This is a genomic window from Sphingomonas sp. Ant20, from assembly GCF_000783375.1.
Lineage (GTDB): Bacteria > Pseudomonadota > Alphaproteobacteria > Sphingomonadales > Sphingomonadaceae > Sphingomonas > Sphingomonas aerolata.
In genome coordinates this window covers 1-26,896 of sequence record NZ_JRVI01000176.1, presented here as the reverse complement: position 1 = coordinate 26,896, position 26,896 = coordinate 1, and the positions used below count along the sequence as shown (strand labels likewise).

The 26,896-nt window shown below is 65.3% G+C and carries 19 protein-coding genes and 6 pseudogenes; 14 read left to right on the top strand and 11 right to left on the bottom strand.

Annotated elements, in window-relative coordinates; translation table 11 throughout:
• From NI18_RS17015 to NI18_RS17005, 3 genes are all read right to left on the bottom strand, one after another.
• Positions 1–1,687 (bottom strand): alpha-L-fucosidase (locus NI18_RS17015; RefSeq protein ID WP_052149294.1); only part of this gene is annotated, 1,687 nt, incomplete at its 3' end.
• 104 nt (positions 1,688–1,791) lie between these two features.
• The gene (locus tag NI18_RS17010) at positions 1,792–2,613 is read right to left on the bottom strand and encodes an ATP-binding protein (protein ID WP_037531684.1); all 822 of its coding nucleotides are present in this window, start codon (positions 2,611–2,613) and stop codon (positions 1,792–1,794) included.
• Positions 2,613–4,094: a Mu transposase C-terminal domain-containing protein gene (locus NI18_RS17005; protein ID WP_052149293.1), complete on the bottom strand. Its 1,482-nt coding sequence runs from the start codon at positions 4,092–4,094 to the stop codon at positions 2,613–2,615. Before NI18_RS17005 ends, NI18_RS17010 begins: the two co-directional genes overlap by 1 nt.
• A 148-nt stretch (positions 4,095–4,242) precedes the next feature.
• Here NI18_RS17005 and NI18_RS17000 point away from each other — a divergent pair, with 148 nt between their 5' ends.
• The 3 genes and pseudogenes from NI18_RS17000 (at position 4,243) to NI18_RS16990 (ending at position 6,409) form a co-directional block, all read left to right on the top strand.
• Positions 4,243–4,839 carry a recombinase family protein gene (locus NI18_RS17000; protein WP_037531682.1) on the top strand — a complete coding sequence of 199 codons (597 nt, stop codon included), beginning with the start codon at positions 4,243–4,245 and terminating at the stop codon, positions 4,837–4,839.
• 247 nt (positions 4,840–5,086) lie between these two features.
• Positions 5,087–5,702: pseudogene (locus NI18_RS25860) on the top strand (IS5 family transposase); the annotation flags it as partial.
• Between the two features lie 6 nt (positions 5,703–5,708).
• Positions 5,709–6,409, top strand: a pseudogene (locus NI18_RS16990) (SDR family oxidoreductase).
• Here NI18_RS16990 and NI18_RS24605 read toward each other — a convergent pair.
• The 3 genes and pseudogenes from NI18_RS24605 to NI18_RS27275 form a co-directional block, all read right to left on the bottom strand.
• Positions 6,406–7,190 (bottom strand): annotated as a pseudogene (locus tag NI18_RS24605) (IS5 family transposase). The pseudogenes NI18_RS16990 and NI18_RS24605 overlap by 4 nt on opposite strands.
• Before the next feature lie 80 nt (positions 7,191–7,270).
• On the bottom strand, positions 7,271–7,684 hold the full coding sequence (locus NI18_RS27280; protein WP_306286483.1) for a LysR substrate-binding domain-containing protein: 414 nt from the start codon (positions 7,682–7,684) through the stop codon (positions 7,271–7,273).
• On the bottom strand, positions 7,611–8,177 hold the full coding sequence (locus tag NI18_RS27275; protein WP_306286482.1) for a LysR family transcriptional regulator: 567 nt from the start codon (positions 8,175–8,177) through the stop codon (positions 7,611–7,613). Before NI18_RS27275 ends, NI18_RS27280 begins: the two co-directional genes overlap by 74 nt.
• Positions 8,178–8,291: 114 nt before the next feature.
• Between NI18_RS27275 and NI18_RS16970 the strand changes: the two genes are divergently transcribed.
• The 7 genes and pseudogenes from NI18_RS16970 (at position 8,292) to NI18_RS27265 (ending at position 14,316) form a co-directional block, all read left to right on the top strand.
• Complete coding sequence (locus tag NI18_RS16970; RefSeq protein ID WP_037531676.1) at positions 8,292–9,410, top strand: NADH:flavin oxidoreductase/NADH oxidase; 1,119 nt, start codon at positions 8,292–8,294, stop codon at positions 9,408–9,410.
• A 70-nt stretch (positions 9,411–9,480) separates the two neighbouring features.
• Positions 9,481–9,930, top strand: coding sequence for a peptide-methionine (R)-S-oxide reductase MsrB (gene msrB / locus NI18_RS16965; RefSeq protein WP_037531674.1), 450 nt, complete (start codon positions 9,481–9,483; stop codon positions 9,928–9,930).
• 138 nt (positions 9,931–10,068) lie between these two features.
• Positions 10,069–10,434, top strand: a complete 366-nt coding sequence (locus NI18_RS24600; protein ID WP_128082297.1) for an alpha/beta fold hydrolase — start codon at positions 10,069–10,071, stop codon at positions 10,432–10,434.
• A pseudogene (locus NI18_RS16950) lies at positions 10,416–10,963 on the top strand (IS5 family transposase); the annotation flags it as partial. The gene NI18_RS24600 and the pseudogene NI18_RS16950, both read left to right, overlap by 19 nt.
• A gap of 129 nt (positions 10,964–11,092) precedes the next feature.
• A complete protein-coding gene (locus NI18_RS16945; protein ID WP_198527052.1) occupies positions 11,093–12,124 on the top strand; it encodes an IS110 family transposase in 1,032 nt (343 codons plus the stop codon).
• Positions 12,125–12,556: 432 nt separating this feature from the next.
• A pseudogene (locus NI18_RS27270) lies at positions 12,557–13,105 on the top strand (CocE/NonD family hydrolase); the annotation flags it as partial.
• Between the two features lie 107 nt (positions 13,106–13,212).
• On the top strand, positions 13,213–14,316 hold the full coding sequence (locus NI18_RS27265) for a CocE/NonD family hydrolase (protein ID WP_306286484.1): 1,104 nt from the start codon (positions 13,213–13,215) through the stop codon (positions 14,314–14,316).
• 112 nt (positions 14,317–14,428) lie between these two features.
• Here the strand turns inward: NI18_RS27265 and NI18_RS16935 are convergent, their stop codons facing one another.
• Genes NI18_RS16935 through NI18_RS16920 form a run of 5 tightly spaced genes read right to left on the bottom strand, consistent with a single transcriptional unit; the run spans position 14,429 to position 20,184 of the window.
• Positions 14,429–14,608 carry a hypothetical protein gene (locus NI18_RS16935; RefSeq protein WP_037531671.1) on the bottom strand — a complete coding sequence of 60 codons (180 nt, stop codon included), beginning with the start codon at positions 14,606–14,608 and terminating at the stop codon, positions 14,429–14,431.
• The gene (locus NI18_RS25855) at positions 14,605–14,973 is read right to left on the bottom strand and encodes a hypothetical protein (protein WP_198527051.1); all 369 of its coding nucleotides are present in this window, start codon (positions 14,971–14,973) and stop codon (positions 14,605–14,607) included. The genes NI18_RS16935 and NI18_RS25855 overlap by 4 nt, the downstream gene beginning before the upstream one ends.
• The gene (locus NI18_RS16930; protein ID WP_198527050.1) at positions 14,970–16,946 is read right to left on the bottom strand and encodes a family 20 glycosylhydrolase; all 1,977 of its coding nucleotides are present in this window, start codon (positions 16,944–16,946) and stop codon (positions 14,970–14,972) included. The genes NI18_RS25855 and NI18_RS16930 overlap by 4 nt, the downstream gene beginning before the upstream one ends.
• The gene (locus tag NI18_RS16925) at positions 16,946–19,777 is read right to left on the bottom strand and encodes a TonB-dependent receptor (RefSeq protein ID WP_052149291.1); all 2,832 of its coding nucleotides are present in this window, start codon (positions 19,775–19,777) and stop codon (positions 16,946–16,948) included. Before NI18_RS16925 ends, NI18_RS16930 begins: the two co-directional genes overlap by 1 nt.
• On the bottom strand, positions 19,741–20,184 hold the full coding sequence (locus NI18_RS16920; protein ID WP_084215266.1) for an STN domain-containing protein: 444 nt from the start codon (positions 20,182–20,184) through the stop codon (positions 19,741–19,743). Before NI18_RS16920 ends, NI18_RS16925 begins: the two co-directional genes overlap by 37 nt.
• 540 nt (positions 20,185–20,724) lie before the next feature.
• Between NI18_RS16920 and NI18_RS16915 the strand changes: the two genes are divergently transcribed.
• The 4 genes and pseudogenes from NI18_RS16915 to NI18_RS16905 all read left to right on the top strand — a co-directional run.
• Positions 20,725–23,325: a TonB-dependent receptor plug domain-containing protein gene (locus NI18_RS16915; protein ID WP_306286481.1), complete on the top strand. Its 2,601-nt coding sequence runs from the start codon at positions 20,725–20,727 to the stop codon at positions 23,323–23,325.
• A complete protein-coding gene (locus NI18_RS27260) occupies positions 23,322–23,756 on the top strand; it encodes a TonB-dependent receptor (protein ID WP_052149289.1) in 435 nt (144 codons plus the stop codon). Before NI18_RS16915 ends, NI18_RS27260 begins: the two co-directional genes overlap by 4 nt.
• Positions 23,757–23,828: 72 nt before the next feature.
• Complete coding sequence (locus NI18_RS16910) at positions 23,829–26,414, top strand: glycoside hydrolase family 3 protein (RefSeq protein WP_037531668.1); 2,586 nt, start codon at positions 23,829–23,831, stop codon at positions 26,412–26,414.
• A gap of 30 nt (positions 26,415–26,444) precedes the next feature.
• A pseudogene (locus NI18_RS16905) lies at positions 26,445–26,896 on the top strand (hypothetical protein); the annotation flags it as partial.

The window sequence follows — 26,896 nt, the reverse complement described above, 5'->3', positions numbered from 1 at the left end:
GGTCGCCGGCCCCCTGCGGCGCGTGCCAGCCGGGCTTCAGCACGAACCCGCGCAGCGCGACGCTGCGCCCGAGATCGATCGTCACCGAACACGGCTTGCCGTCCGGACCGGTCAGCGGCGCGACCCAGTCGGTGCGGTTCTTCTCGTCGATCAGCAGCTCGGCCAGCGGCGCGCTCGCCCGCAGGATCTTCCAGTCGCTCTTGCGGATGTCGAAGTTGCGACGCCCCACGCTGCTGACCGCACCCTTGGCCGCGTGGATGCTGATCGCCTGGACGATCCCCGCATCGCGCATCGCAAACGGCGCCGTGTAGCGCGGCGATGCGATCGTCGGCGCGCTGCCGTCGGTGGTGTAGGCGATCGCCAGCCCGGGAGAATCGCTGGTCAGCGTGACCACGCCCTCGCGGTCGCGGACGATGTGCGGCGGATCGAGCAGCACGGGCGCGAGATACACGCCGAATTCGGTGATCGCCGGCGCCGCGGCGGCTGCGGTGATCCGCAACCTGACCAGCCGCGCGGTGATCGGCGCGTCGAGCCGGATCAGCCGCTGCGATCCGATGCCCTGCTTGCTGGCGATTTCGGTCCAGCCGGTCGGGCCCTGCGCGTCGATCGCGAACCGGTCGACGCGCAATCCGAGCGGCAGATGCTCCGCCAGCCTGACGACATCGAACAGCCTTGGCTGTTTCAGGTCGAGCGTCAGCGTCGGGACCGGCGTCCGATCGGCGCTGACCCAGAAGCTTTCGGGATTGCCGTCGAGCACATGCGATGCGTCATGCCCGGCGCGCACGCTGCTCGCAGAGGCGATCGCACCCTTGCTGAGGTCGGTGGCGTACATCGCGCGCATCGCCGTGCCGAACGCGGTCAGGTTCGCGACATCCTCGTCGGTCACCAGCCCGCGCGTATCCGGGGCCAGGTTGAGCAACAGCCCGGCGCTGCGCCCGACCGTCTCGAAATAGATCTTCATCAGATTGGCGGGGCTGCGGCTCTGCCCGTCCTCATAGGCGTGCCAGAACCAGCCATAGCGGGTCGAGACATCCGCCTCGGCCGGCCACCAGATCGCGCCGCCGCGAACGCCGGCATTGCCCTTTTCCTCGGTGAAGCCCTTGTCGTCCATCGTCGCCCAGCACGGGTCGCCGGCCTCGCCCTCCTCGTTGCCGACCCAGCGCAGGTCCGCGCCGACCGGATCGAAGGTGCAGGCCATCGGCTGCAGCGCGTGGACGAAGGCGATGATCGACGGCCAGTCATAATAGGGGACCGCGTCGATCTTCCGCACTTCGCGCGCACCACCATAATAGCCGTCGCCGCCGTTCGCGCCGTCGAAGAATACCTCGTAGATCGGTCCGTATTGCGTCAGCAGTTCGCGCAGCTGGTTGCGGAAGAAAGTGATGTATTCGGGCCGGCCATAGTCCGGATGGTTGCGATCCCAGGGCGACAGGTAGATCCCGAACTTCAGACCCTGCCGCCGGCATGCGGCGGCCAGTTCGCCGACGATGTCGCCCTTGCCGTTCTTGCAGGGGCTGCTCGCGATGCTGTGTTTCGTGAACTTGCTCGGCCACAGGCAGAAGCCGTCGTGGTGCTTGGCGGTGACGATCAGCCGCGCAGGTTCGCCGCCTTTGCCGCGGCGACGATCTGGTCGGCATCGAACTGCTTGGGGTCGAAGATCGCGGGATCCTCGTCGCCATAGCCCCATTCGCGGTCGGTGAAGGTATTGATCGTGAAGTGGACGAACGCGGTCTGTTCCAGCCGGTGCCACGCCTGTAGATATCAGAGCTAATTGGCACAGTTCCATCAGCGCTAAGTGACACCGATCACGAGGGTGCTGCGTGCCGCTTCCACCACGTCGTCGGTGATCGTGTTCAGGCCGTTGATCCGCAAGATGCGCTCGATCTGGACGAACAGCCGGTGGAGCAAACGGAAGTTGCCGCCCGTGATCCGCACGATGGTGGCGACCGCCTGCGCGTCGGTGAAATCCGCTTCGTCCATCGCTAGCCCGAGGTCGCGCCAACGCCGGGTCAGTACGAAAGTCAGTTCCTGATCCTGCAATGGCCGGTACTGGTGGGCGAAGCCGACGCGGCTGAAAAGCTGGGGGTATCGTTCCATCCGTTTTTCGATGCCCGGCATCCCGATCAGGATCAGGCCAATGCCCTGCCGGTCGAACAGGTCGCGCAGATATTCCAGTCCCGCGTTGGAAAGGCGGTCGGCCTCATCGACGATCAGCAGTTCGACCAGGTTTTTGCGAGGCGACATGATGATCTGATCTTTGGGGCGAATATGCTCGTCAACGCAGGCATCGACCCTACCGATGAGCCGGGGCAGGTCCTGACGAAGCTCGCGCAGCGTGCTTCCGACTGTCGGCGTATAGAACACGGCGCGCGTACGAGCGAGATCGGCATATACCTTGAGGTCGGACGCCTGCCGCGCACCCCAGGTCATGAGCAGATCGACCGCGCCGTCCCAGCGCGCGTAGCGCCGCGCCGACAGGGTTTTGCCGACGCCGGCCGTGCCGTGACACAGGCCGATATAGCGGTGCTTGCGGACGGCATTGGCAAACTCGGTGAAGCGGCGATGTTCCTGCGTCGAGATGAAGCTGGTGGCGCGGGCGTTGCCGTCTGGCATCACTCGCCCTCGTAATAGGTGCGGAGACGCGGCTTGATCCGTGCCACCTCGGAGGGCTTGGCAGGCGCGGGTTTCGACGTTGGAGCCTGCGCCGGGCCGGAACCGGGCGGGCGCAGGATCGCGGGCAGATAGTCCGCAACGCGGGCCTTCCGCTCTCCGATCTCGCTTCGCAGGCGGCGGCGATAGGCAAGGCGGGCAGATTGAACATCCTTGAGCGTAATGTTCAGGCCGGCATGGTCGGGGCTGACGGCCCGGCACAGAAAGACGTTGCGATGGAACACCCGAACCTCGCCTACGTCACGAGGATCATAGCGGATCGTCACCGGCTCGCCGACATAGGCGGCAAGCGTAGGGCTAAAGTAGCGCATCCCCTCGAAACGGATGCCGTCGCGGTGGACGATGCGAGGCTTGGCGACCATGACCAACAGCGAGTCCAGCTCCTCCAGTGTCTCCGGCATCCGGGGCAACCAGCCATCGCCGCGCCACGCATCGGCGGGCGGTACGCCGATCGCACGGTGTGAGCGGACGTTATAGTTCGCAACGATGTAAGCGCCGATCGCGGCGTCCAGTTCGGGAAGCGTCAGGCGAGGAGGCGAAACCGGTTTGCCGTTGCGAAGATTGCCCGGAAGTTCTGCCAGCAGCTCCGTGTTGATGGTGCGGAACAGCCGCTCGATTTTGCCGCGCCCCTGTGGGCGCGCGACGGCGGAGTAGATCAGGCGGATACGAAGATCGGCCCCAGCCTGTTCGAGGTGGAGACTGGTGAAGTCCGATCCGTGATCGACGTACAGCACATCGGGAATGCCGCACACCGGCCATGCGGGTTCGGCCTTGCGCCAGATCGCCTGCCGCAGCGCGAGCGAGGTGTTGAGTGCTGAGGGCGCACCGAGAAAAACCATGTAACCCGCGATCACGCGCGAGTGATCGTCCAGCACCGTCGTCAGCCACGGCCGCACTTGGCGGCCACCTGCATCAAGGATCAGGATATCGAGTTGGGTGTGATCGGCTTGCCAGATTGCATTAGGGCGTTCGGCGCGGTGTCGATGCACCAGCTCGAACTTGTCGCGGAAGGCGGCAGCACCTTCATGTGCCAAGGTCAGCATCGCCGGATCGATCCGGCGCACGATATCGCGCACGCTGCCGTAGGACGGCATTCGCCATTCCCGTTCGCCGACAATCCCGGCGAGACGACGATGGATGGTCACGATCGATGGCGGCGGTTTGAGGAGCGCCATGCCTTCGACCAGTTCGACCAGTTCTTTCGGGAAAGTGCGCTTGCCGGCTTCCGGTCGGGTCGGACGCGCCAGCCCTGCCGGACCATCGGCACGGTAGCGGGTGAGCCAGCGGCGGGCAGTGCGGAGCGATATGCCGGCGTCGATCGCGGCTTGATCCAGCGGCACCGCATCATGGAGGTGCCGGCGAAGCACGGCCATCCGTTTCGCGACTTCGGCACTTCCCGGTTCTGGCTTCCGATCATCGGTCATGGTGATCTACCCCGTCCGAAAGAGGATCGTTCAGCGGACGGTCGCCGACTGACCTATCGAGCCACGGGAAACCGTCAGAAACCGAGTCTCACATAGATGGTACTATATCTTTTGCGTTGAGGGACCCCTTTACGTTACAGATTCCACCATGACGCACACGCTGATCGGTTACGCCCGCTGCTCCACTGACAAGCAGGATCTTGCCGCCCAGCAGGACGCGCTGGTCAAGCTCGGCGTCGCGGCCGATCGCATCTACACTGACAAAGGTTTTACCGGGACGAACCGTTCCCGGCCCGGTCTGGACCAGGCGCTCGCGGCGGTGCGTAGCGGCGACACGCTCGTGGTGCCCAAGCTCGACCGTCTGGCCCGATCGGTGCCCGATGCTCGTGCGATCGGCGATGACTTGGCGGTACGGGGCGTGAAGCTACAGCTTGGAGCCAGTGTCCATGATCCATCCGATCCGATGGGCAAGCTGTTCTTCAACATCCTCGCGACATTCGCCGAGTTCGAGGCGGACCTGATCCGGATGCGAACCCGTGAAGGCATGGCGGTCGCACGGTCCAAGGGGAAGCTGCGCGGCAAGAAGCCCAAGCTGTCGGAGCGCCAGCAAAAAGAATTGCGCCGCATGTATGATACCGACGACTATTCGATCAGCGATCTTGCCGAGGTGTTCTCGATTTCCCGTCCAACTGTGTATCGGACACTTGGACGTCAACCCGCCGCGCCTGCCGCAAAGGCAGCATGATGGGCGGCAAATATCATTTGCGGCCGTTCAAGCGTGTTTCGTGGACGCTGAAGCCGACATTAACGTCCCCTGCCGCGCCAAAGAAGGATTGAGGTGCCGCGCTTGAGGGGAGTACCGCAACGTCATATCAGCACAGTTCGAACCGTCGATGGCGCGGGTCACATCGAGGGTTCACGAATGCCAACTAGGGTCAGGACCCATTGATGTGAGCATCGCGATCTGATTCAGGCTCCGTGAGGAGACCTGGATGAGCGACCTGTTTTGGCTGACGGACGAGCAGATTGAGCGGCTGCGACCGTTCTTTCCCAAGAGCCACGGCAAGCCTCGGGTGGATGACCGGTGGGTGTTGAGCGGCATCGTGTTCGTCAACCGCAACGGCCTGCGCTGGCGCGATGCGCCGAGTGCCTACGGCCCGTACAAGACACTCTACAATCGCTGGAAGCGGTGGGGCGAGCGAGGCGTGTTCACGCGCATGATGGAGGGGCTGGCTGCGGCAGGTGCCGAGCCGAAGACGGTGATGATCGACGCGACCTACCTCAAGGCGCACCGCACGGCCGCCAGCCTGCGGCTTAAAAGGGGGCCTTGGCCGCCTGATCGGACGCACCAAGGGCGGGCTGAACACCAAGCTGCACGCGCTCGCCGACGCGAACGGGCGCCCGTTGAGCTTCTTCATGACCGCCGGGCAGGTCAGCGACTACACCGGCGCGGCCGCGCTGCTCGATGACCTGCCGAAAGCGCAGTGGCTGCTCGGCGACCGCGGCTACGACGCCGACTGGTTCAGGGATGCTCTCCACACCAAGGGCATCCATCCATGCATCCCGGGCCGCAGATCGCGCAATGAGCCGGTTAAATACGACAAGCGTGCCCTCATCACGTCCGGCACGCGCGGTGCTGGTGCCGCCACGGTCGCCCTATTCCGTGAACTGGGAGCCAGCGTCCTCACGACCGCCCGATCGAAACCGGACGATCTTCCAGAGGAGATGTTCGTCGCCGCCGACCTCACGACGGCGGAGGGCTGCGCGACGCTCGCCGACGCGGTGCGCGATCGGATGGGCGGGGTCGACATCATCGTCCACATGCTCGGTGGCTCGTCCTCGCCGCCGGGCGGGTTCGCCATGCTCGGCGAAGAACAGTGGGCGAAGGAGCTCGACCTCAACCTGATGCCGGCGGTCCGCGCGGCTCGGGCGTGGTCGTCCATGTGACCTCGATCCAGCATGTCATGCCGCTACCGGAGGCGACGACAGCCTACGCCTCGGCCAAGGCCGCGCTATCGACATACAGCAAGAGCCTGTCGAAGGAGGTGTCGCCTGCCGGCGTGCGCGTCGTGCGGGTGTCGCCCGGCTGGATCGAGACCGAGGCGACCATCGACTTCGTGAACCGGATCGGCCGCGAGGCGGGCCCCGAGGAGGGAAAGCGGATCATCATGGCGTCGCTCGGCGGCATTCCGCTCGGTCGGCCTGCCAGGCCAAGCGAGGTGGCGGACCTGATCGCGTTCCTCGCGTCCGACCGCGCCTCCAGCATCACTGGAACTGAGTTCACGATTGACGGGGGCACGGTCCCGACCGCCTAGGCCACGTGGACAAAGGGCAGCCACAGCGTAACTGATGCGAGCGCGACGAAGCCGAGATATGACTCTGCTGTCTTGTCATAACGCGTTGCGACACGGCGCCAGTTCTTGAGCTTGCTGAACAAACGCTCGACGAGATTGCGCCAACGGTATTTCTTGCGATCATGCGGTATCGGTATGCGGCGGTTACTTTTGGTTGGAATGACCGCCTCGACATCCGCCCTGGCGAGTTCCTGGCGGATGGCATCAGCGTCATAGCCCTTATCGGCAAGCAGGGCCTCGATCCGGTCAGCCAGCATCCCGAACAAGGGCCCGAAGCCCTTCACGTCGTGGGCCTGGCCCGGCGTCAGGACGAAACATAGCGGTCGCCCCTGACCATCACAGCGGGCGTGCAGCTTGGTTGTGAAGCCGCCTCGCGAACGGCCGAGCCCTTCGAATTCTTGATCCCTTTTTTTAGCCCGACGGCGCAGTGGTGCGCCCGGACTACGGTGCTGTCGATCATGTCGGCGCTGACATCCCGCTCGACGACAGCGGCTAGGGTCTCCAGCATGGCTTCGAACACGCCCGTCACGACCCAGCGACGATACCGCCGGAACACGCTGTTCCACTTGCCATATTCATCCGGCAAATGCCGCCATTGCGCGCCTGTCCGCGCCATCCACACCATGCCTTCGAAATAGGGCCGGTTGTCTCCCGCGGGCCGGCAGCCACGTCCTCGCTCCGACGGCAGCAGGGGCCCGATCAGAGCCCACTCGTCATCCGAAATCCCAATCCGCTCGCCCAACGCCGCCTCCAAAAGACAGCCTTGAATCAACCGATCAGACGCGCGTCAACCTTTGTCCACGTGGCCTAGTCGAAGGACGGTTACTGCGCTGCCAGGCTCGCGCGCATCCGCGGCAGGACGAAGTCGAGCAGCGCGCGCAGCCTTGGCGCCATCGTCTGCCCGCCGGTATGGACGGCGAACACCTCCTCGGTCTCCGGCGGCGACACGTCCTCAAGGATCCGCATCAGCCGGCCCGCTCGAATGTCCTCGATGGCGTGGAAGAGGCCGATCCGCGCGAGGCCGGCACCTCGCACGGCCATGCGCCTGACGGCCTCGCCGCTGTTACCGAGGAAGTTGCCCGTCACGGGCTGCTCGGTCACGCGGCCGCCGTCCCGCATGGGCCAGCTAGACACCGACCGGCGGAAGTTGAATCCAAGGCAATTATGCCCCTCCAGTTCCGCAATGGTGCTGGGGCTGCCGTGCTTTGCGAGATACTGCGGCGAGGCGACTATCACGCGCGGAGAGCTGCCGATCCGGGTGGCGACGAGGTTCGAGGCGGGGGAGGGAGCCGACCCGGAAGGCGAGGTCGGTTCGCTCCAGATAGAGGTCGACGACTTCATCGGACAGCGACAGGTCGATCGTGACGTTCGGGTGCATCGCCCAGAACTCGGGAAGTAGCGGCTCCAGCTCATACATGCCTAAGCCGACCGAGGCGCTGATGCGGATCGTGCCGCAGATCTTCGAGCCTCCCTTGGAGAGGTTGTTGTCGAGATCGTCCATGTCCTGCAGGATCTGGAGGCAGCGGTCATAGTAGACCTGTCCGTCGTCGGTCAGCGCGAGCCTCCGCGTCGAGCGTTCGATCAGCCGGACGCCGAGCCGCGTCTCGATCCTCCCGACCATCTTCCCGACCGCCGACGCCGTCATGTGAAGGCGGCGTCCCGCCTCGGAGAAGCTGCCGGTCTCGACGACGCGTGAGAACACGCGCATCTCGCTGGCTCGGTTGTCCATCGAATCGCTCCGTTGCGGAATTGAGTTCCTAAGTCTTGATCGTGGGCGTGCGGTTATCAAGTCGCGTGAGGCGTCGCATCTGTCGGGTCGAACAACTTCGCCCAGGATTCGCCGATGACTGCTCTCTTCACGCCGTTCACCCTCAAGGACGTCACGCTCCGCAACCGCATCGGCGTGCCGCCCATGTGCCAATACAGCGCGCGGGACGGCTACGTGACCGAGTGGCATCAGCCGCACTATGTCGGTCTGGCGCGCGGCGGCGCCGGCCTGGTGATCGTCGAGGCGACCGGCGTGTCGCCCGACGGTCGGATCACGCCCGGCTGCACCGGCCTGTGGGAGGATGGGCAGATCGAGGGCATGGCCGCCATCGCCCACGGCATTAAGGCGGCGGGCGCCGTGCCGGGCATCCAGCTCGGACATGCGGGCCGCAAGGCCAGCGCCAACAAGCCGTGGGAGGGCGACGACCACATCCCGACTGGCGAGCCCGGTGGCTGGGACACGATCTCGCCGTCCGCCATCGCGTTCGGCGGCGGTCTGCCCAAGGTGCCGCGCGAGATGACGATCGCCGACATCGAGCGGGTGAAGGCCGACTTCGTCAGCGCCGCGGTCCGCGCGCGCCAGGCAGGGTTCGAATGGCTCGAACTCCACTTCGCCCACGGCTACCTCGCCCAGAGCTTCTTCTCGGTCCACGCCAACCAGCGGACGGACCAGTATGGCGGGAGCGCCGAGAACCGCGGCCGCTTCCTGATCGAGACGCTGCGCGCCGTCCGCAAGGTGTGGCCGGAGAACCTGCCGCTGACGGCCCGCTTCGGCGTGCTGGAATTCGACGGCCGGGACGAGGAGACGATGGTTGAGGCGATCGAGCTGGTGCGCAAGTTCAAGGCCGAAGGTCTCGACTTTCTGAACGTCAGCATGGGCTTCTCGACGATCGATGCGAAGGTGCCGTGGAGCAACGGGTTCATGGCGCCGATCGCCGCCCGCGTTCGGACCGAGACCGGCCTGCCGGTGGCGACGGCGTGGGGCATGGACAAGCCCGAGCACGCCACGGTTGCGATCGACCAGGGCAGCATGGATGTCGTGATGGTCGCGCGCGGCCACCTCGCCGATCCGCACTATCCGTTCCGACTCGCCCGCAACCTCGGCATCCCAAAGTCGTCGTCGGTGCTGCCCGACCAGTATGCCTATTGGCTGGCGCGCTATCCCGGCCCGCAGAACGGCGAGGTGGTCGACTAAGGGCCGAACGCGAGGACCAGAGGCTGGCTACGTGGCCTCCTGCATCCCATATTCGGGGAAAGGAGGCCGCATGACCGACTATCGCAAGACCGACGAGGCCGTCGCCGCGCTGACGCCCGAGCAGTTCTGGGTCACCCAGGAGAGCGGGACCGAGCGCCCCGGCACCGGCGAGTATCTTAACAACAAGAAGCCCGGCATCTACGTGGACATCGTGTCCGGCGAGCCGCTGTTCGCATCGTCGGACAAGTATGAGTCCGGCTGCGGCTGGCCGAGCTTCACCAAGCCCATCGAACCGGCCAACGTCGCCGAACTCCGTGATGTCAGCCACGGGATGGTCCGCACCGAGGTGCGGTCGGCCAATGGCGACAGCCATCTCGGCCATGTGTTCGACGATGGTCCGCAGGATCGCGGTGGCCTGCGCTACTGCATCAACTCGGCGTCGCTTCGCTACGTCCCGCGTGAGGAGATGGAGGCGCAGGGTTACGGCGCCTATGTTTCCCAAGTCGGAACTGTCGCCTAGCAGCCCATCAGCCGCAGTCGGCGAGGCTCAGCGCCGGTCCTGGCAAGTGCCAGAATTTCGTTCCTGCTCAGCGGGTTCGGGATGCGTTTACCGAATCATCCTACGTCACGTCCGACTTAACGCGTAAGGGGTGACGAGATGGCGGCAGCGGCGGTTTCCGAGAAGACGGGCATCAGAGAGCGCTTCGTTTCCTGGAACAAGGAGCGGATGTTCGTTCGCGAAGCCGGCGAACCTGGCACTCCGGCGATCCTGCTCTTCCACGACCTCTCGACGACGAGCGAAGTGTTCGTGCCCCTGATGGAGCTGCTGTCAGACCGTTACCACCTCGTGGCGCCCGATTTGGTCGGATTCGGACGCTCGGGCCGGCCATCGGAGGCTGAGTTCGGCTACACCTTCGGCCGTCTCGGTTGCTACGCCGGCACCATCATGACCGAGGATCTCGGGATCGAGAGCTACGCCGTCTACGCGCAGGGTTCGTCTGGAGGGGTGTTTTCCTGCGCATGATGGAGGGGCTTGCGGCAGCGGAAGCCGTACCGAAAACGGTCATGATCGACGCGACCTACCTGAAGGCGCACCGCACGGCATCGAGCCTGCGGGTAAAAACGGGGATCTCGGCCGCCTGATCGGACGCACGAAAGGCGGCATGAACACCAAGCTCCATGCCGTCGCCGACGCGAACGGTCGCCCCTTGAGCTTCTTCATGACCGCCGGTCAGGTCAGCGACTACACCGGTGCGGCCGCGCTGCTGGAGGACCTGCCAAAAGCGGAGTGGCTGCTCGGCGACCGCGGCTACGACGCCGACTGGTTCAGGGACGCTCTTCAGGCCAAGGGCATCCAGCCTTGCATCCCAGGCCGCAGGTCCCGCAACGAGCCCGTCCGGTACGATAAGCGCCGCTATCGGCGCCGCAGCCGCATCGAGATCATGTTCGGCCGCCTCAAAGACTGGCGCCGCGTCGCCACCCGCTACGATCGCTGCCCTACGGCCTTCTTCTCCGCCATCGCCCTCGCTGCCACCGTCATCTTCTGGCTGTGATCAACGAGATGGGCCGGCTGCCACCGTCATCTTCTGGCTGTGATCAACGAGATGGGGCGGTTGCCGCCCCCCCGGACAGCATCGCATTATGCCAGGAAGTGCTCAAGCTTAGCGGAGAGGACGGCGACCATGATGAACGAGACGATGATTGGCGTGGATCTGGCAAAGGCTGTTTTTCAGGTTCACGGGGCATCGATGACCGGAGAGCCAAGGTTCCGCAAAAAGCTGTCACGCCAAAGCTTCTCCGAGTTCATGGCCAAACAGCCTCCCGCCTTGGTCGTGATGGAAGCTTGTGGCAGCGCTCATCACTGGGCTCGAGAGATGATCAGGCTTGGTCATGAGGTGAAGCTGATTGCGCCGCGCTATGTGAAGCCATTCGTAAAGCGACAGAAGAACGATGCGGCCGATGCGGAGGCCATCGTGATCGCGGCCCGGCAGCCTGAAATGCGCTTCGTCGAGGTCAAAGGTGCCGAGCAACAAAGCCGAGCGATCCTGTTTCGCGCTCGCGAACGGCTCGTCCACCAGCGTACCGAGCTCATCAACGCACTCAGGGCAGCCCTTTACGAATACGGCCATGTCGTGCCGCAAGGCATCCGTCAGATCGGACGGATCGAGGAGATCCTTGAGGCGCCACACAGTGACTTGCCTGATCTGATGCGGGACGAATGCCGCGATCTGCTGGAACAGATCGCTGAACAGACGGTCCGTATCAATGCGCGGACGGAAAAGATCAAAGCTCTAGCGGCCGAGGCTGACACCGCCCGTCGCTTGCAAACAATCCCCGGAGTCGGCCCGATGACGGCTCTGGCGGTCGAGGCATTTGCGCCACCGATGGAGAGTTTCAATTGCGGCCGTGCCTTTGCAGCCTGGCTAGGCCTTGTTCCGCGCCAGTTCTCCTCAGGCGGCAAAGAGCGGCTCGGTCGCACTTCAAAGGCAGGACAGGCCGATATCCGCCGATTGCTGATTATCGGTGCAATGTCGCGGTTGAACTGGATGGGACGCAAATCCATTCCAGAAGACTCGTGGCTAGCACGAATTACATCGCGGAAGCCGCGGATGCTCGTGGCGATCGCCTTAGCCAACAAGATGGCACGGACGATGTGGGCGATGCTGACGAAAAATGAGGATTATCGAGTTCCGGCACAGGCAGGAGCAGCATAACATTATACTGCAAATTCTGCCTGAGGCCGGATAAACGGGAGTGTGAGAAGGCGACGACCCGAATGGGCAAAACGATCGAACAGATCTGGATCAGAAAAACCAGTTCAGGACTCAGAGCGCTACAGCTCGCCAATGAGATTTGGATCTGATCCGCGGATCACCATACCGGCCAGCGGCTTCTGAATGCCGTCTTAAAAGGCCTTACAGAAGACCGCACTCGATCACTAACCCACACGGTCAGAAACCTCTTGCATCACGGGCGGCAACCACAGAAGTCCTGACCCTAAGGTACTTGCTGTTGCGGCGCTGCTTCTGAACCTCTTCCCCGCTGAAGCACAAGTAGCACAGGTCAGTCCTGTCCAGCTCGGCAGCGACATCCCGAAGGATTGGCACGAACCCACCGACGATCAGGATTTCGTCAAGCGGGAGGTGATGATCCCTATGCGCGACGGCGTGAAGCTGCATACGGTGATCGTGCTTCCGCGTGGCTCGGCCGGCGCGCCCATGTTGCTCGAACGAACACCGTATGACGCGAGTTCTTTCCTGTCGGGCACCAGCCCCAAGCTCCGCGATCGGCTGTTGCCGGGCGATCGTATATGGGCGGACAACGCGTACATCATGGTCGCCCAGGACATGCGCGGCAAATACGGATCTGAAGGCACGTACGTGATGACGCGGCCTCCGATCGGTCCGCTTAATCCGACAAAGACCGACGACACGACCGACGCCTATGATACGATCGATTGGCTGGTGAAGCACGTCCACGAAAGCAATGGCCGCGTTGGCATGATCGGCTCGTCTTACGACGGCTGGGCGGTCGTGATGGCACTGCTGCATCCGCATCCGGCGCTGAAGGTAGCAGCGCCCGAAAGCCCGATGATCGACGGCTGGATGGGAGACGACTGGTTTCAGTACGGCGCATTCCGACAGAAGATGTTCGACTATTTTGCCGAACAAACCGGCGTGAAGGGAGCAGGCAGTGCCGTTTCCCGGATGGGTCGCGACGATTATCAGGAAATGCTCGATGCTGGCTCGGCTAGAGCCTATGCTGGGGCTCACGGCATCGATCGGCTGCTTGGTGGCAACGCCTGTCGACCCATCCCGCCTATGATGGGCTCTGGCAGGGACAGGCACTCGACAAGATCGTCGCCGCACATCCCTCCTCCGTTCCGACGATGTGGCTGCAAGGACTATGGGATCAAGAAGACATATACGGGGCTGTCCATAGCTGGGAGGCGCTGAAGGCAAAGGGCATGGCGTCAACCAATCACCTTGCTATGGGGCCTTGGTATCATAGCCAGATCAACGGACGCGGCGATGCACTCGGTCCGCTTAAATGGAGTGGCGACACCGCAGCATATTTTCGCCGGGAGGTGCTGGTGCCGTTCTTCGACACCTATCTCCGCGATCGAAAACCCGCGCAACCTACGCCACATGTGATCCTCTACAACCCTGCGGAGGATAGATGGGACAGGTTCGCCGACTGGCCCGGTGCAGGCCCCGATGCGCTGACGCCGATGTACTTGCAGCCAGGTAGCGGCCTGGCGCACAGCCGCCCGGTGGCGGGCGGCGACAGCTACGTATCCGATCCCGCCAAGCCGGTGCCGTTCGAGCAGCTGCCGGTAAGGATGGGCGACCACGCGAGCTGGTCAACGTGGCTGGTGCAGGATCAGCGCTTCGTTTCTACCCGGCCTGACGTGTTGAGCTACCAAACCCCGCCCCTCCAAACGCCCGTGCGCGTCCAAGGTGCGCCGTTCGCCGATATTTTCTTGAGCACCACCGGGAGCGACACCGATGTCGTGGTTAAGATAATCGATGTGTATCCCGAAAGTAACGCCGACGCGCCCGAACTCGCTGGCTACCAGCTTCCCGTAAGTCTCGCTATCTTCAGGGGCCGGTACCGCCAAAGCTTCGAACATCCGACCGCAATTCCTTCCGGTGTAATACAGGAATATAAGTTCGGGCTTCCGACGCTGAATTACACCTTCAAACCGGGCCATCGCATGATGGTACAGGTGCAGTCATCACTGTTCCCTCTGTACGATCGAAACCCGCAGACATATGTTCCCAACATATTCTTTGCTAAACCGGGCGACTATCGGTCCGCGACCGTAACAATTGAGCATGGGACGCACGGGGCTAGTGCGGTTCTCTTGCCGATCGTGCCATCATCAACCGCTATCGGCCCTTAACGCAATGTCTACGATTTATCTCGATCGAAAGCTGATGCGGCACGATGCATTATACCCGATTGTTCGCGGTGCCAATTATCGCTGACAGCTGCGTGCCAATCAGCGCTGACATCTACAGCCACGCCAGTTGCCGCTTCGACGGCGTGGCACCGAAGGGGACGAGCGCCGCACCGGTGGTCGCCGCGCCAATGGTCGTCGCGAACGTGCCGCCGGGAAAGGCCATCGCTGCGCCAAGCGTTCCGGCCGTGAAGGCGATTGCGTCGCGCCGCGATGGGCGCAGGGGATCGGTCATCGAATGTCCTTCAGCGTAAAGCGTACCGTGTCGACGCCGTAGAGCGGTCCACCGACCGGCGGCGCGACGATCAGGCACAGGTCCGTGTCGGTCGTGCCGCCCGCCAGCGGCGCGGTCAGCGTGAACCGGTTCGGCGTGGTCGCCGGATCGGGCAGCGGCACCATCGCCAGCGCGGGCCCGTCGCAGGTCCGCGCATGCACCATCAGCGTCCCGAAATATGTCGGGTTGTAGCGCCACGCGACCATCTGTCGCTGCGGCTGGCGCAGCGCGAAGTTGCGCGGCAGCCGACCGAGCGAGACCGTGATGCCCCGGACCTGTCCGAGCGGCGCGGCGCGGTACAGCCAGCAGCCGTCATAGATGTTCATGCTGTACGCCGGCCCGCCGCCCGTCGCATCCGGCGCAGCGGCAGGCGCAGCCGGATCCCCGCGCCGGCACAGGTTTCGAGGCTTGCACTCGCCCGCGTCAACAGCGCGGCGGGTGCGGTATCGAAGCGGCGCACGGCGGCGAGCGCGCGGCCGTCGGGTGCGAACGTCACTGCGCGGACCACCGTGTCCGGCGCCACGCTCAGCGGTCGGGCATAGGCGCGCGAGGTCGATGACGGCGCCGCGCCATCGGTCGTGTAGCGGATCGTGCCATAGCCGGCCTGGTTCGCCATGCCGATCGTGACCGTCTTGCCGCGCACCGCCGGACCGACCCCGCCGACCACGGTGTAATCGACCGCGAAGGCGCTGTCCGCGGCGGCGATCCCCTGCCGCTGATAGCGATTGAGCTGGGGATCGAGCCGCACGAGGAAGCCCGGCCAGTCGCGCGCGGCGCGCGGCGACCAGGCCATCTCCGCCAGCGCCGCGATGCGCGGAAACAGCGCATGTTCGCGCTGCGCGGGGGTGACCATATATTCGGCCCACAGATTGGCCTGCGGCCCCAGCACGTGATGCGCCTTTGCCGCGGCGATCCCGGCGGGCAGGGGGTCATAGGCATAGACGTCAGCGAGCGTCTGTACCGCCATGCGTCCCGGCGGCTCGTCGTCGCGCCCGCTTTGCAGATTGTCGAGATACAGGACCGGGCCGGGCGACAGCACGACGTCGTGCCCCATGTTCGCCGCTTCGATCGCGCCCGCCTCGCCGCGCCATGACATCACCGACGCGGTCGGTGGCAGCCCACCCTCGAGGATCTCGTCCCAGCCGATCAGGCGGCGCCCGCGCTTGGCGAGGTGCGCGCCGAGCTGACCGACGAACCAGCTCTGCAGGCCCTTTTCATCGGCGATGCCGAGCGTGCGCATCTTCGCCTGGACCGCGGCCGATGCCTGCCACTGCTCCTTCAGTGCCTCGTCGCCGCCGATATGGATATAGGTCGACGGGAAGATCGCCATGACCTCGTCGAGCACCTGCTTGACGAACGTGATGCTGCGATCGTCGACGTTGAACAGATAGGGGTTGATGCCCCAGTCGCCCGACACCGGCGGCCGGTCCCCCGTCACGCCGATCTGCGGATAGGCGGCGACCGCTGCCTGTGCGTGGCCGGGCAGGTCGATCTCCGGCACGATCGTCACCGCGCGCGCCGCGGCATAGGCGACCAGCGCGCGCAGCTGGTTCTGCGTGTAGAAGCAGCCATAGCGGCCCGCCGGCGCACCCGCATTGGGCGTGGACGAGGCACGCCAGGCGCCGATCCGCGTCAGCTCGGGATGACGCTTGATCTCGATCCGCCAGCCCTGGTCATCGGTCAGATGCAGTTGCAGGCGGTTCAGCTTGTGCTGCGCCATCATGTCGATGACGCGCTCGATCGACGCGATCGGCTGCATGTGGCGCGCGACGTCCAGCATCACCCCGCGCCACGCAAAGCGCGGGGCATCGTCGATCGCCACGACGGGGACCGCGACGCCCGTCCCGAACCGCGCATCGGGGGACAGCATCTGCGCCAGCGTCATCGCGCCATAGAACAGCCCGGCGTCGGTCGCCGCGGCGATGCGGATCCCCGCGGGCGTCACGTCGAGCCGGTATCGCTCGCTGCTCCCCCCATTTGTAGCGGGCAGCCGCACGAAACTGATCGCCCCCGGTCCGCGGTCGGCCACGTTCAGCGTGATGCCGCGCGTGCGGGCGACGATCTCGACCGCGCGCCGCGCCGCACTGGCAGCGCCCGTGTCGCCGGCAGGGACGACGATCCGCGCACCATCGTCGATGCGGACGCTGCCCGTACCCGCTGTCGCATGTGCGGGCAGCGGCAGCAGCGGGGAGGGGCCGGCGACCGCGGGCTGGCCGACAGTAACCAGCGCCGCGGCAACGCACGCCGCGATGACGAGGCTCATCCGACGCCGGCGGATCGCCCCTTGGACCACGCGCATCAAAAGCGCGTCGTTGCCGAAATCGAGATCTGGCGTCCCAGCGTGTCGTAACGCTGGGGAATCGTGTTCCCGCGCGACAAGGCGTAATCATAGGTGTTCGTCAGGATCGGCTGCTGGCGGTGGAAGATGTTGTTGACCGCCGCGGTCAGCGTCATCCGCTTGGCGATGTTCACGCCCAGCGACAGATCGAAATAATGATAGGCGGGGATCCGCGTGAAGTCGGAGACCTCGGTCGCCGGCGTCGAGTTCGGGCCGCCATTCTGACCCGCGGTCGTGCCACCGATATAGCGCCACGCGACCGACGCGCTGAAGATTCCGTCGTCGCTCGAATAGGTGGTGCGGACATTATGGATCCAGCGTGGTGTCGGCTGCGGGCAGGATCCGCCGAAATAGCCGACGCAATTGGTCCGCGGCTGATCGGGCGCGGCCTGGCCGCCCTGGTCGGTGGTCAGCGTGCCGTTCATCAGGAAGTCGAGCTTGCCCGCCGTCCCGCCGAGCCGCGCCGAATATTGCGCCTGGAAGTCATAGCCGCTCGCATAGAGCCGGTACGCGTTCAGATTGCCGCCCTGGATATAGCCCGCCGTCGTGCCCGTGCCGTTCAGCTGATAGGTCGTCGGATCGCGCACCAGCCGGCTGCAATAATAGGGGTCGCCGGTGATCACGCAGCCATCGACTGCAAAGCTCGCACCCAGATAGCTGATCACATTGTCGACGCGGATCTTGTACCGGTCGACCGAGAAGCTGAACCGCGGCAGGAACCGGGGCGTCAGCACCAGGCCATAGGTCAGCGTCTGTGCGTCCTCGGGATCGATCGGCGTGCCGTTGTTGCGCTGGCGGCAGACATCGTCGACACAGCGCAGGCTGCCGGGAATACCCGCGGCCAGACCATTGCCATATTGCGCGTCGGGCAATCCGGTCAGGCGACACGCCTCGATGCTGGCCCTCGGCGCGACGCCGTTGACGCTGGCACAGGGGTCGACGATCGTTGCATTCTGATAGCCGACGACCTGATCGGCCTCCCTCAGGCCGGGCGCGCGCGCGGCCCGGTTCCGGCCGACGCGGAACGTGACGTCCTCGCTCGGCGAATAGACCGCCTCGATCTTCCACGTGTTGAAGGTCTGGGGATTGGTGCTGTATTTCGACAGGCGATAGCCGCCATTGACCTGCAGCAGTTTGAAGAACGGCACGTTCTGCACCAGCGGCAGCTGGGCTTCGGCATTGCCCTCGACGACGTCCTGCGTGGTCAGGCTGTCGGGCACGCCGCCATAGACTTCGATGAAGCGCGTGTTGCGCGTCGTCCGCTCCTCCTGCCGGCGATATTCCCCGCCGACCGCCACGGCCAGGCCCTGTTCGGCGAATGGCGACCGGATGCCGTAGCGGGTGAAGTCCGCCGTCAGATTGGCGGTCACGTCATAGAATTTGGCGCGCAGGTCCTGCACGCCGAGCCCCTCGTCGAACAGATAGTCGCTGAGCGCGGCGCTGCCGGGATTGTTGGCGGTGAACACGTTGAGCGGTACGCAGGCGGGGTCGGTGCCGTTGACCACCGACCGGCACGTCGGCACGCCGTTCACGTTGACGACGTCGAGCGCGCGGCTGACCTTGGCGGCGACCGGGTTGCCGCCGGGCTCCCATAATTGCCGGCTCGTGCTGTAGACGCCGCCGACGTCATACCGCCAGCCCTCGGCGATCTCGCCGCGGACCGACGCGTTGATGCGCGTCTGCGTGTTCCTGAAGCTCTCCTTGTCGCGGTCGCCGGCCAGCCCCGGAAAACCATATTGGACGCCGAGCGGTGCCGACGCGCCGGTCCCGGCATTTGCGCCGCAGATCGTCTGCGCCTGCGATGCGGACATCAGCGGATTGTCGCAGTTCACCCGGTAGCTGCCCTGGACATAGGGGCCGTAGAGCAGGTTCTCCGATGTATCGCGAAGGTACATCACGCCCGCCGAAAACTCGGCCGCGGGCGACGCCTTGAAATTGATGAAGCCGCCGCCGTTGAAGCGCTCATAACCACGCGCCGCGAGCCGGTCCGCCTGGTTCGCATAGCCCGGAATCGTCGATGCGGGCGCGAAGACGCCGGGGCTGCCGGTGACGTTCGAATAATTCACGCCGTTCGCCGTCAGCGTCCCGTTGGGCGACGCCGCGGTCACGCCGCAGATCAGGTTGTTGACCCTGAGCGGGTTGCCCGTGTCGCGGCGCAGCTGACAGCCCGACGCGTCGCGGTCACGGAAGAAGATGCCGTCCGCGGTCCGGTAGGTGCCGTAGACCGAGACATTCAGCCGGTCGTCGAGGAAGTTGTGACCGTAGGTCGCGCTCAGATCCGCACGGCCGCCATCGTTGGTCAGCCCCGTCGGCGTGGCGATCCCGTAGCGCTGCGCGACGGGTGTCGAGGCGTTGGCGCGGTTGTCATGATTGTAGAAGCTGTAATTGCCCGACAGCTGCAACCCTTCGAAATCGCGTCGGATCACATAGTTCACGACGCCCGCGATCGCGTCCGACCCATAGACCGAGGATGCGCCGCCGGTCAGCAGGTCGATGCGCTCGACCAGCGAGACCGGGATCAGGTTGGTGTCGACGGATTCGGTCCCGGCGATCCGCTGGCCGTCGATCAGCGACAGCGTGCGGTTGAAATCCAGCCCGCGCAGCTTGACGCCGCGCTGCTGGCCGTTGCTCTGCTGGTAGTTCTGCTGCGCATCGGGCTGCACCTGACCCAGCCGGTTCGTCACCTCCTCGAGATTGACCGCGCCTTGCGCCTTGATCTCCGCGGCACCAATGCTGGTGATCGGGCTCGCCGACTTCAGATTGGGCCGGGTGATGCGCGTGCCGGTGACCATGATGTCCGCCGCGCCGGCGCTGGCGTTTCGGACGTGGGGTCGAGCGTGACGGGGGCGGACCCGGTGGGCGGGGCGGGGGCTGCGCTATCCTGCGCCGCCACCACGAACACGCCCTGCGTGGTCTGCGAGACCGCAAGGCCGGTGTCGCGCAACAGGCGCCGAAACGCGTCGGCAGCGGTCATCGACCCGGCCAGCGCGGTCGACCGGCGCGTGCCGACCCGCGCCTGATCGAACACGACCTGGACACGGGCCTGCTGCGCCAGCGTCTGCAGTGCCTGGGCCAGCGGCTGCGGCGCGACGTCGACGCGGACCATCGCCGACTGTGCAGCGAGCGGCGTCGCTGCCACCGCGGCGATTGCGACGACGCTGGTCCGCACCAACATCGATCCGAAAGAATGCCCAACCATGATCTCGCCCCCCTGTTATTACGCTAATATGACGGGCGACATTGCGAAACGCTCACCGACATTGATATTTTTATAATCTTTTTATCCAGATGAGTCGATCTGGTATTGTTTATGTCTGTTGTTGGTCTTTTCGGTGCGCTTGACGGAAGACGCATTCGCACGGATGAAGACGGGGTCCACCCTCCCGATACTGTCACGTCTGGCACATCGGACGATCGTTAGCGTGCCACCCGATTTTCCGAACCTTGGAGGCGCATTTAGCCCCTGGAAAGGCCAATCGCGCGCCGCAGCGGACTGAACATATTTAATCCATGTTATGCATCGACAACATGCTGCAAGCCGCTCACAAGTAAGGTTAATTCCGGGCGACTATCAGATGCAAGGTACCAATATATTACCAAAAAAGGCTCAAAAGACGGATATAAATATAAAAAGACATTTTATGAAACTTATGTTGCGCAGGGAGATTGATCGACTTAAGCCGACCCCCGAAAACGACATTGGGCCAGCAAGCGCCCCAGTTTCTGTGGGGAGTATGTGATGCGCCAAGTGATCAATTTTGCAGTGCTGCGCTCGGTTCTGGCGGCATCGACGATGCTGGCGACACCGGCCTTCGCGCAGGACGTGCTGCAGGACGCGACGAAGCCGGTGCCCGCCGAGAGCCAGACCCCGCGGCGCAGGCGGCCCCGACACCGGACGCCGCGCCCGCAACCGAAGCGGCGCCCGCGCCCGCCACCCCCGCAGTCCGACATCGTCGTCACCGGCTCGCGGATCATCTCGTCGGGCTTCACCGCACCGACCCCGACCCAGGTGCTGAGCGCCGAGTCGATCGCCAAGAACGCGCAGCCCAACGTCTTCACGACCGTCGCGCAATTGCCCTCGCTCCAGGGCAGTACGGGCGCCACCGTCGGCGCCAACGGCACCTCGACCGGCGTGCAGGGGCTGAGCGCGCTCAGTCTTCGCGGCCTTCAGCCGATCCGCACGCTCACCCTGATCGATGGCCAGCGGGTCGTCGGCGCGAACGTCACCGGCGTCGCCGATGTCAGCCTGTTCCCGCAATTGCTGATCGAACGGGTCGACGTCGTGACCGGGGGCGCCTCCGCCTCCTACGGCTCCGACGCGGTCGGCGGTGTAGTCAATTTCGTGACCAATACCCGCTTCACCGGCTTCAAGGCCAATCTCCAGTCGGGCATCAGCACCTACGGTGATGACGGCAACTACACGGTTCAGGCGGCGGTCGGGAAATCGCTGTTCAACGACCGGCTGCATCTCATCGGCAGCGGCGAATACAGCCACGAGGACGGGATCGGATCGGCCGGGTTCGGCGTCGGATCGAATCCCGACGGCAGCGGCCCGGGCGGGCGCAACTGGCTGGTCTCGCGCAACCTGATCAACCGCGGCATCACCAATGACGGCGGCCCGCAATATCTCGATCGCAGCTTCACCCAGGCGAACAATACCGCGCTCTACGGGCTGATCACCGCCGGCCCGCTCCAGGGCACCGCGTTCGACGTGAACGGCAATCCGCGCCAGTTCGAATATGGCTCGAACGGCGTGCCGCTGAAGGATGCGAACGGCAACGTGCTGGGCTGCTACAACGGCGTGTGCGAAGGCGGCGACCGATCGGGCAACGTGACCAACGCCAATTCGCTCAAGTCGACGATCACGCGGCTCAGCGGCTATGGCCGGATCGGCTTCGACATAGATCCCGACAATGAACTCTACACCACCGTCAACGTCGCCCGGGTGACGACGGGCAACATTCCCAATGTCGGATCCGCGCAGTTCGGCAACCTGACGCTCCAGTGCGCCAACCCCTATGTCCCTACCTCGGTCCAGGAGGCCTGCGCGGCGAACGGGATCACCCAGTTCCGCTACGGCGTCGACAACGCGATCTTCCCCGACTCGATCAGCGTCCGTACCGAGCGCGAGCAATATCGCTTCGTCGCCGGCGCGAAAGGCAAGATCCAGGCGTTCGGCGGCGACTGGCGCTATGATGCCTATTATCAGCACGGCACGGGCATCACCGACATCACCGTCCGCGATATCCCGCTGATGCCGCGCTACAATGCCGCGATCCAGGCGGTCCGCGCGCCCGATGGCAGCATCACCTGCGCCAATCCCGCCGCGGTCGCCAGCGGTTGCGTCCCGCTCAACATCATCGGCGGCCAGACGCCCAGCGCCGCGGCGCTCGCCTATATCCTTCCGGGCAACGGACCATATCAGCATACGCGCCAGACCCAGGACGTCGCGAGCTTCTCGGTCAGCGGCGAGCCGCTGCAACTGCCCGCCGGCGCGCTGTCGGTCGCGTTCGGCAGCGAATATCGGCATGAATTCTATCAGGTGAACGCCGATCCCTACGGCAATGGCGTCGTGACCAGCGGCGCGTACGATGCGCAATATCCCAGCGACCCGCTGCTGAACCCGCAGGGCGGCAACTGGTATGCGGGCAATTACCGCGACGGCCGCGGCGCCTATAGTGTGTATGAATCCTTCCTCGAGGTGAACGCCCCGCTGTTCAACTCGGACGGGGTCGGCAAGGCGAACCTCAATGCCGCCGGGCGCGCGACCAACTACAGCACGTCGGGGACGGTCTATACGTGGAAGGTCGGCGCGACCTGGAACACGCCGGTCGACGGCATCCGTTTCCGCGGCGTGACCTCGCGCGATATCCGCGCACCCAATCTGAGCGAGCTCTTCGCCGCGCCGGTCACCAGCAATCGCACCGGCACGACCGATCCGTTCAATCCGGGTCGCACGCTCACCGTGCTCCAGACGACCACGGGGAACACCGCGCTGCGCCCCGAAGTCGCGCGCAATACTGAATTCGGCGTGATCCTGTCGCGTCCGTCCTGGGCGCCGCGGCTGAACATCTCGGTCGATTACTACCGCATCAAGATCAAGAGCGCGATCGCGGCGCTCGATGCGCAGACCCAGATCAACCTCTGCTTCGCCGGCGTGACCTTCACCTGCAACAGCTTCGACATCAGCGATCCGAACAACGCCTCGGTCACCGTCCAGCCGTTCAACTTCGCGTCCATCTTCACCGACGGCTTCGATATCGAGGCGAGCTACCAGGTTCCGTTGTCGGGCATCGGCCTGCCCGGCCAGGCGTCGCTGCGCGTCTGGCGACGCATGTGAAGAACTTCGTCTCGGATCGCGGTCTGCCCAACACGATCCCCATCCAGGGTGCGGGCGTAAATCTGGGGCAGGGTGCGACGCCGAGCTGGAAGGTCCTCGCGGTCCAGGACTGGACGACCGACCTCTTCAGCATGACGCTGCAGGAACGGTGGATCAGCGCGGGCGTGATCAGCAACGAATATATCGTCTGCCAGACCAACTGCCCGGTCTCGACGATCGATCACCCGACGATCGATCGCAATCACCTCGATAGCGCCTTCTACGTCGACATCAGCGCCTCGTACAAATTCACCGACGCGGTGCAGGGCTATGTCAAGGTGGACAACATGTTCAACAAGGACGCCGCCACCGTCCCCAGCGATATAACCAACCCCGGTCTCTACGACGTCGTCGGACGCGCGTTCCGGGTCGGCATGCGCGCGAACTTCTGATGACCCCCGGCCCGGTATGCCGTTGAGCATGACGGGGGTCGGTCATCGGATCCGATTAACTGGGGAAAGCCGATGCTGCCGTTCCTGCTGATGGCCGCCGATGTCCAGGCGCCTGATCTTCAAGCGACGCCACCCGCCGTCGAGACGGCGATCGCGGCGATGACGCTCGAGGAGAAGGCCGCGCAGCTCGGCAGCAGCGCGCCGGCGCTGCCCCGGCTCGATCTGCCCGCGTACGATTACTGGAGCGAGGGGCTGCACGGCCTCGCGCGCAACGGGATCGCGACGGTATTTCCGCAGGCGATCGGTCTGGCGGCGAGCTGGGATACCGCGCTGCTCGATCAGGTCGGCACGGTCGTCTCGACCGAGGCGCGGGCGAAGTACAACGGCGTGCGCTCGACGCGCGACCGGCGGCGTTTCGCGGGGCTGCACATCTGGTCGCCCAACCTGAACATCTTCCGCGATCCGCGCTGGGGGCGGGGGCAGGAGACCTATGGCGAGGATCCCTATCTGACGGGCAAGCTGGGCGTCGCGTTCGTTCGCGGCATCCAGGGGCCCGACGCCGCGCATCCTCGGGCGATCGCGACGCCGAAGCATTTCGCGGCGCATTCGGGGCCGGAGGCGGGGCGCAACAGCTTCGACGCGGATATCTCCCCGCGCGACATGGCCGGGACCTATACGCCGGCCTTCCGCATGGCGGTGACCGAAGGCCGCGCGCAGTCGATCATGTGCGCCTATAACTCGCTTCACGGCGTACCCGCCTGCGCGTCGTCCGCGTTGCTGACCGATCGCGCGCGCGGCGACTGGGGGTTTGGCGGCATGGTCGTGTCGGACTGCGATGCGGTCGGCTATATCTCCGTCTTCCATTATTACCGCCCCGATCTGCCCTCGGCGGCCGCGGCGGCGCTGCAGGCGGGCACCGATCTCGATTGCGGGCCGAGCTATGATGCGCTGCCCGCCGCGGTTCGGAAGGGTCTGGTACCCGAAGCCGCGATCGACACGTCGCTGCGTCGTGTCCTCGCGTCGCGCGCGGCACTCGGCATCGCCTTTGGCCAGCGCAGCCCCTGGACGCGCATCGCGCCGTCGCAGGTCGACACGCCCGCGCACCGCGCGCTCGCGCAGACCGCGGCGGAAAAGTCGCTGGTGCTGCTCACCAACAAGGACCGGCTGCCGCTCAAACCCGGGACCCGGATCGCGGTGATCGGGCCCAATGCCGACTCGCTCGACGTGCTCGAGGCGAATTACCACGGCACCGCCAGCGCGCCGGTCACGCCGTTGCAGGGCATTCGCGCGCGTTTCGGCGCCGATCGCGTAACCTATGCGCAGGGCAGCGGGCTGGCGGCGGGAGTCGCCTTGCCCGTGCCCGAAACCGCCCTGTCCGCGAATGGCAGGCCGGGGCTGACAGGCGAGTATTTCAGCGACGGCGCGATGACCCGGCGGGTCGCGACCCGGCAGGATCGCACGATCGACTTCGACTGGGATCGCGCGCCGCCCGTTCCAGGACTGTCGGCCAAAGGCTACGGCGTCCGCTGGACCGGGCAACTCACGCCGCCGGGCCCCGGCCGCTACCGGCTGCGGCTCGACGTCCCCCGCTGCTTCGACTGCGAAGGCCATGATCCGGTGAAGCTGTGGCTCGACGGCAAGCCGCTGATCACCGACGACGGCAGCGATAGCGCGGTCGAGGCGGAGGTCACCGTCACCGACGCCAAACCGCACGACCTCCGCATCGACTATGTACACGCAAGCGAGGATGGCGGGATCGGCCTGCGCTGGGTCGCGCCGATCGACGCGCAGCGCGGCGAGGCGCTCGCCGCCGCCGGCGCAGCGGATGTGGTCGTGGTGTTCACCGGCCTGTCGCCGACGCTCGAGGGCGAGGCGCTGCGGCTCGACGTGCCGGGCTTCCTCGGCGGCGACCGCACCGCGATCGAACTGCCCGAGCCGCAGCGCGCGCTTCTGGAAACGCTCGCCACCGCCGGGAAGCCGATCGTGGTCGTGCAGCTGACCGGATCCGCGATCGCCGATCCGTGGAGCAGGGACCATGCCGATGCGGTCGTCGCCGCTTGGTATCCGGGCCAGTCCGGCGGGACCGCGATCGCGCGGATGCTGGCGGGCGATATCAATCCGGGCGGGCGTCTGCCGGTGACGGTCTATGCCACGACGCGCGATCTGCCCGCCTATATCGATTACAGCATGAAGAACCGGACCTACCGCTTCTTCAGCGGTACGCCGCTCTACCCGTTCGGCCACGGCATCAGCTACACGCGCTTCGCCTATGCCCCCAGGACGGCGCCGATCGCGACGGTTACCGCGGGACAGCCGCTGGCGGTCAGCGTCACGGTGACCAACACCGGCAAGCTCGCCGGGGACGAAGTGGTCCAGGCCTATCTCGCACCCGTCGACGCGCAGGAACAGGGGCGGACGATTCCCGTGCTGCAACGCCAGCTCGTCGGGTTCCGCCGGATCCCGCTGCGCGCCGGCGAAGCCCGCACCGTCGACTTCGCCATCGACTCGCGCAGCCTTAGCATGGTCGAGCATGACGGTACGCATGCCGTCGTGCCGGGCCGCTACCGGCTGTTCGTCGGCGGCGGGCAGCCCGGGGACGCGGCGGGGATCTGGACGGACGTGACGATCACCGGGACGCGGACCGTGCTTCCGAAATAACGCGAACGACACCCAAGGGGAGCCTGCGAGATGAGTGCCATCAGGATCTATACGGCGTCGCTGTGCGCCGGCGTCGCGGCCATGCAGGGGCCGGCGCAGGCGGCGGCACAGCAGGTCGACTGGCCGTCGTCGCGGATCGCACACCCAAAGCGGGCGGCGATCGGGCCGTATAACGCGGTATTCCTCGCCGGGTCCGACGGTCTCGAACGCCCGGTACAGGGCTATGCCGCCGACGAGGCACTGCCGCCGATGCCGCAATGGACGATGCGCGCCTGGATCAACCCGACGCTGCTGCCCAAGGGACTCGTGCCGGTCGCGGCGATCGGCAACCCCGCCGGCGCGGCCGCACGGATGTTCGCGCTCGACGATGGCAAGCCCGTTTTCCAGATGGGCGCGACGACGCTCCGCGCCACTGCGCCGATCACCCGCGAGTCCTGGCATCTGCTGACCGCGACCGCGGATGCGGGGCGGGTGCGCTTCTT

What these genes read in the sequence shown, in the direction of transcription:
- NI18_RS16945 (WP_198527052.1), top strand. Translation starts at nt 11,093, where the DNA reads ATGATGAACGAGACGATGATTGGCGTGGATCTGGCAAAGGCTGTTTTT.
- NI18_RS16970 (WP_037531676.1), top strand. Translation starts at nt 8,292, where the DNA reads ATGACTGCTCTCTTCACGCCGTTCACCCTCAAGGACGTCACGCTCCGC.
- NI18_RS16930 (WP_198527050.1), bottom strand. Translation starts at nt 16,946, where the DNA reads ATGCGCGTGGTCCAAGGGGCGATCCGCCGGCGTCGGATGAGCCTCGTC.
- NI18_RS16915 (WP_306286481.1), top strand. Translation starts at nt 20,725, where the DNA reads ATGCGCCAAGTGATCAATTTTGCAGTGCTGCGCTCGGTTCTGGCGGCA.
- NI18_RS25855 (WP_198527051.1), bottom strand. Translation starts at nt 14,973, where the DNA reads ATGAACATCTATGACGGCTGCTGGCTGTACCGCGCCGCGCCGCTCGGA.
- NI18_RS17005 (WP_052149293.1), bottom strand. Translation starts at nt 4,094, where the DNA reads ATGACCGATGATCGGAAGCCAGAACCGGGAAGTGCCGAAGTCGCGAAA.
- NI18_RS16910 (WP_037531668.1), top strand. Translation starts at nt 23,829, where the DNA reads ATGCTGCCGTTCCTGCTGATGGCCGCCGATGTCCAGGCGCCTGATCTT.
- NI18_RS16925 (WP_052149291.1), bottom strand. Translation starts at nt 19,777, where the DNA reads ATGGTCACCGGCACGCGCATCACCCGGCCCAATCTGAAGTCGGCGAGC.
- NI18_RS17000 (WP_037531682.1), top strand. Translation starts at nt 4,243, where the DNA reads ATGACGCACACGCTGATCGGTTACGCCCGCTGCTCCACTGACAAGCAG.
- NI18_RS17010 (WP_037531684.1), bottom strand. Translation starts at nt 2,613, where the DNA reads ATGCCAGACGGCAACGCCCGCGCCACCAGCTTCATCTCGACGCAGGAA.
- msrB (WP_037531674.1), top strand. Translation starts at nt 9,481, where the DNA reads ATGACCGACTATCGCAAGACCGACGAGGCCGTCGCCGCGCTGACGCCC.
- NI18_RS24600 (WP_128082297.1), top strand. Translation starts at nt 10,069, where the DNA reads ATGGCGGCAGCGGCGGTTTCCGAGAAGACGGGCATCAGAGAGCGCTTC.
- NI18_RS27275 (WP_306286482.1), bottom strand. Translation starts at nt 8,177, where the DNA reads ATGGACAACCGAGCCAGCGAGATGCGCGTGTTCTCACGCGTCGTCGAG.
- NI18_RS16935 (WP_037531671.1), bottom strand. Translation starts at nt 14,608, where the DNA reads ATGACCGATCCCCTGCGCCCATCGCGGCGCGACGCAATCGCCTTCACG.
- NI18_RS16920 (WP_084215266.1), bottom strand. Translation starts at nt 20,184, where the DNA reads ATGGTTGGGCATTCTTTCGGATCGATGTTGGTGCGGACCAGCGTCGTC.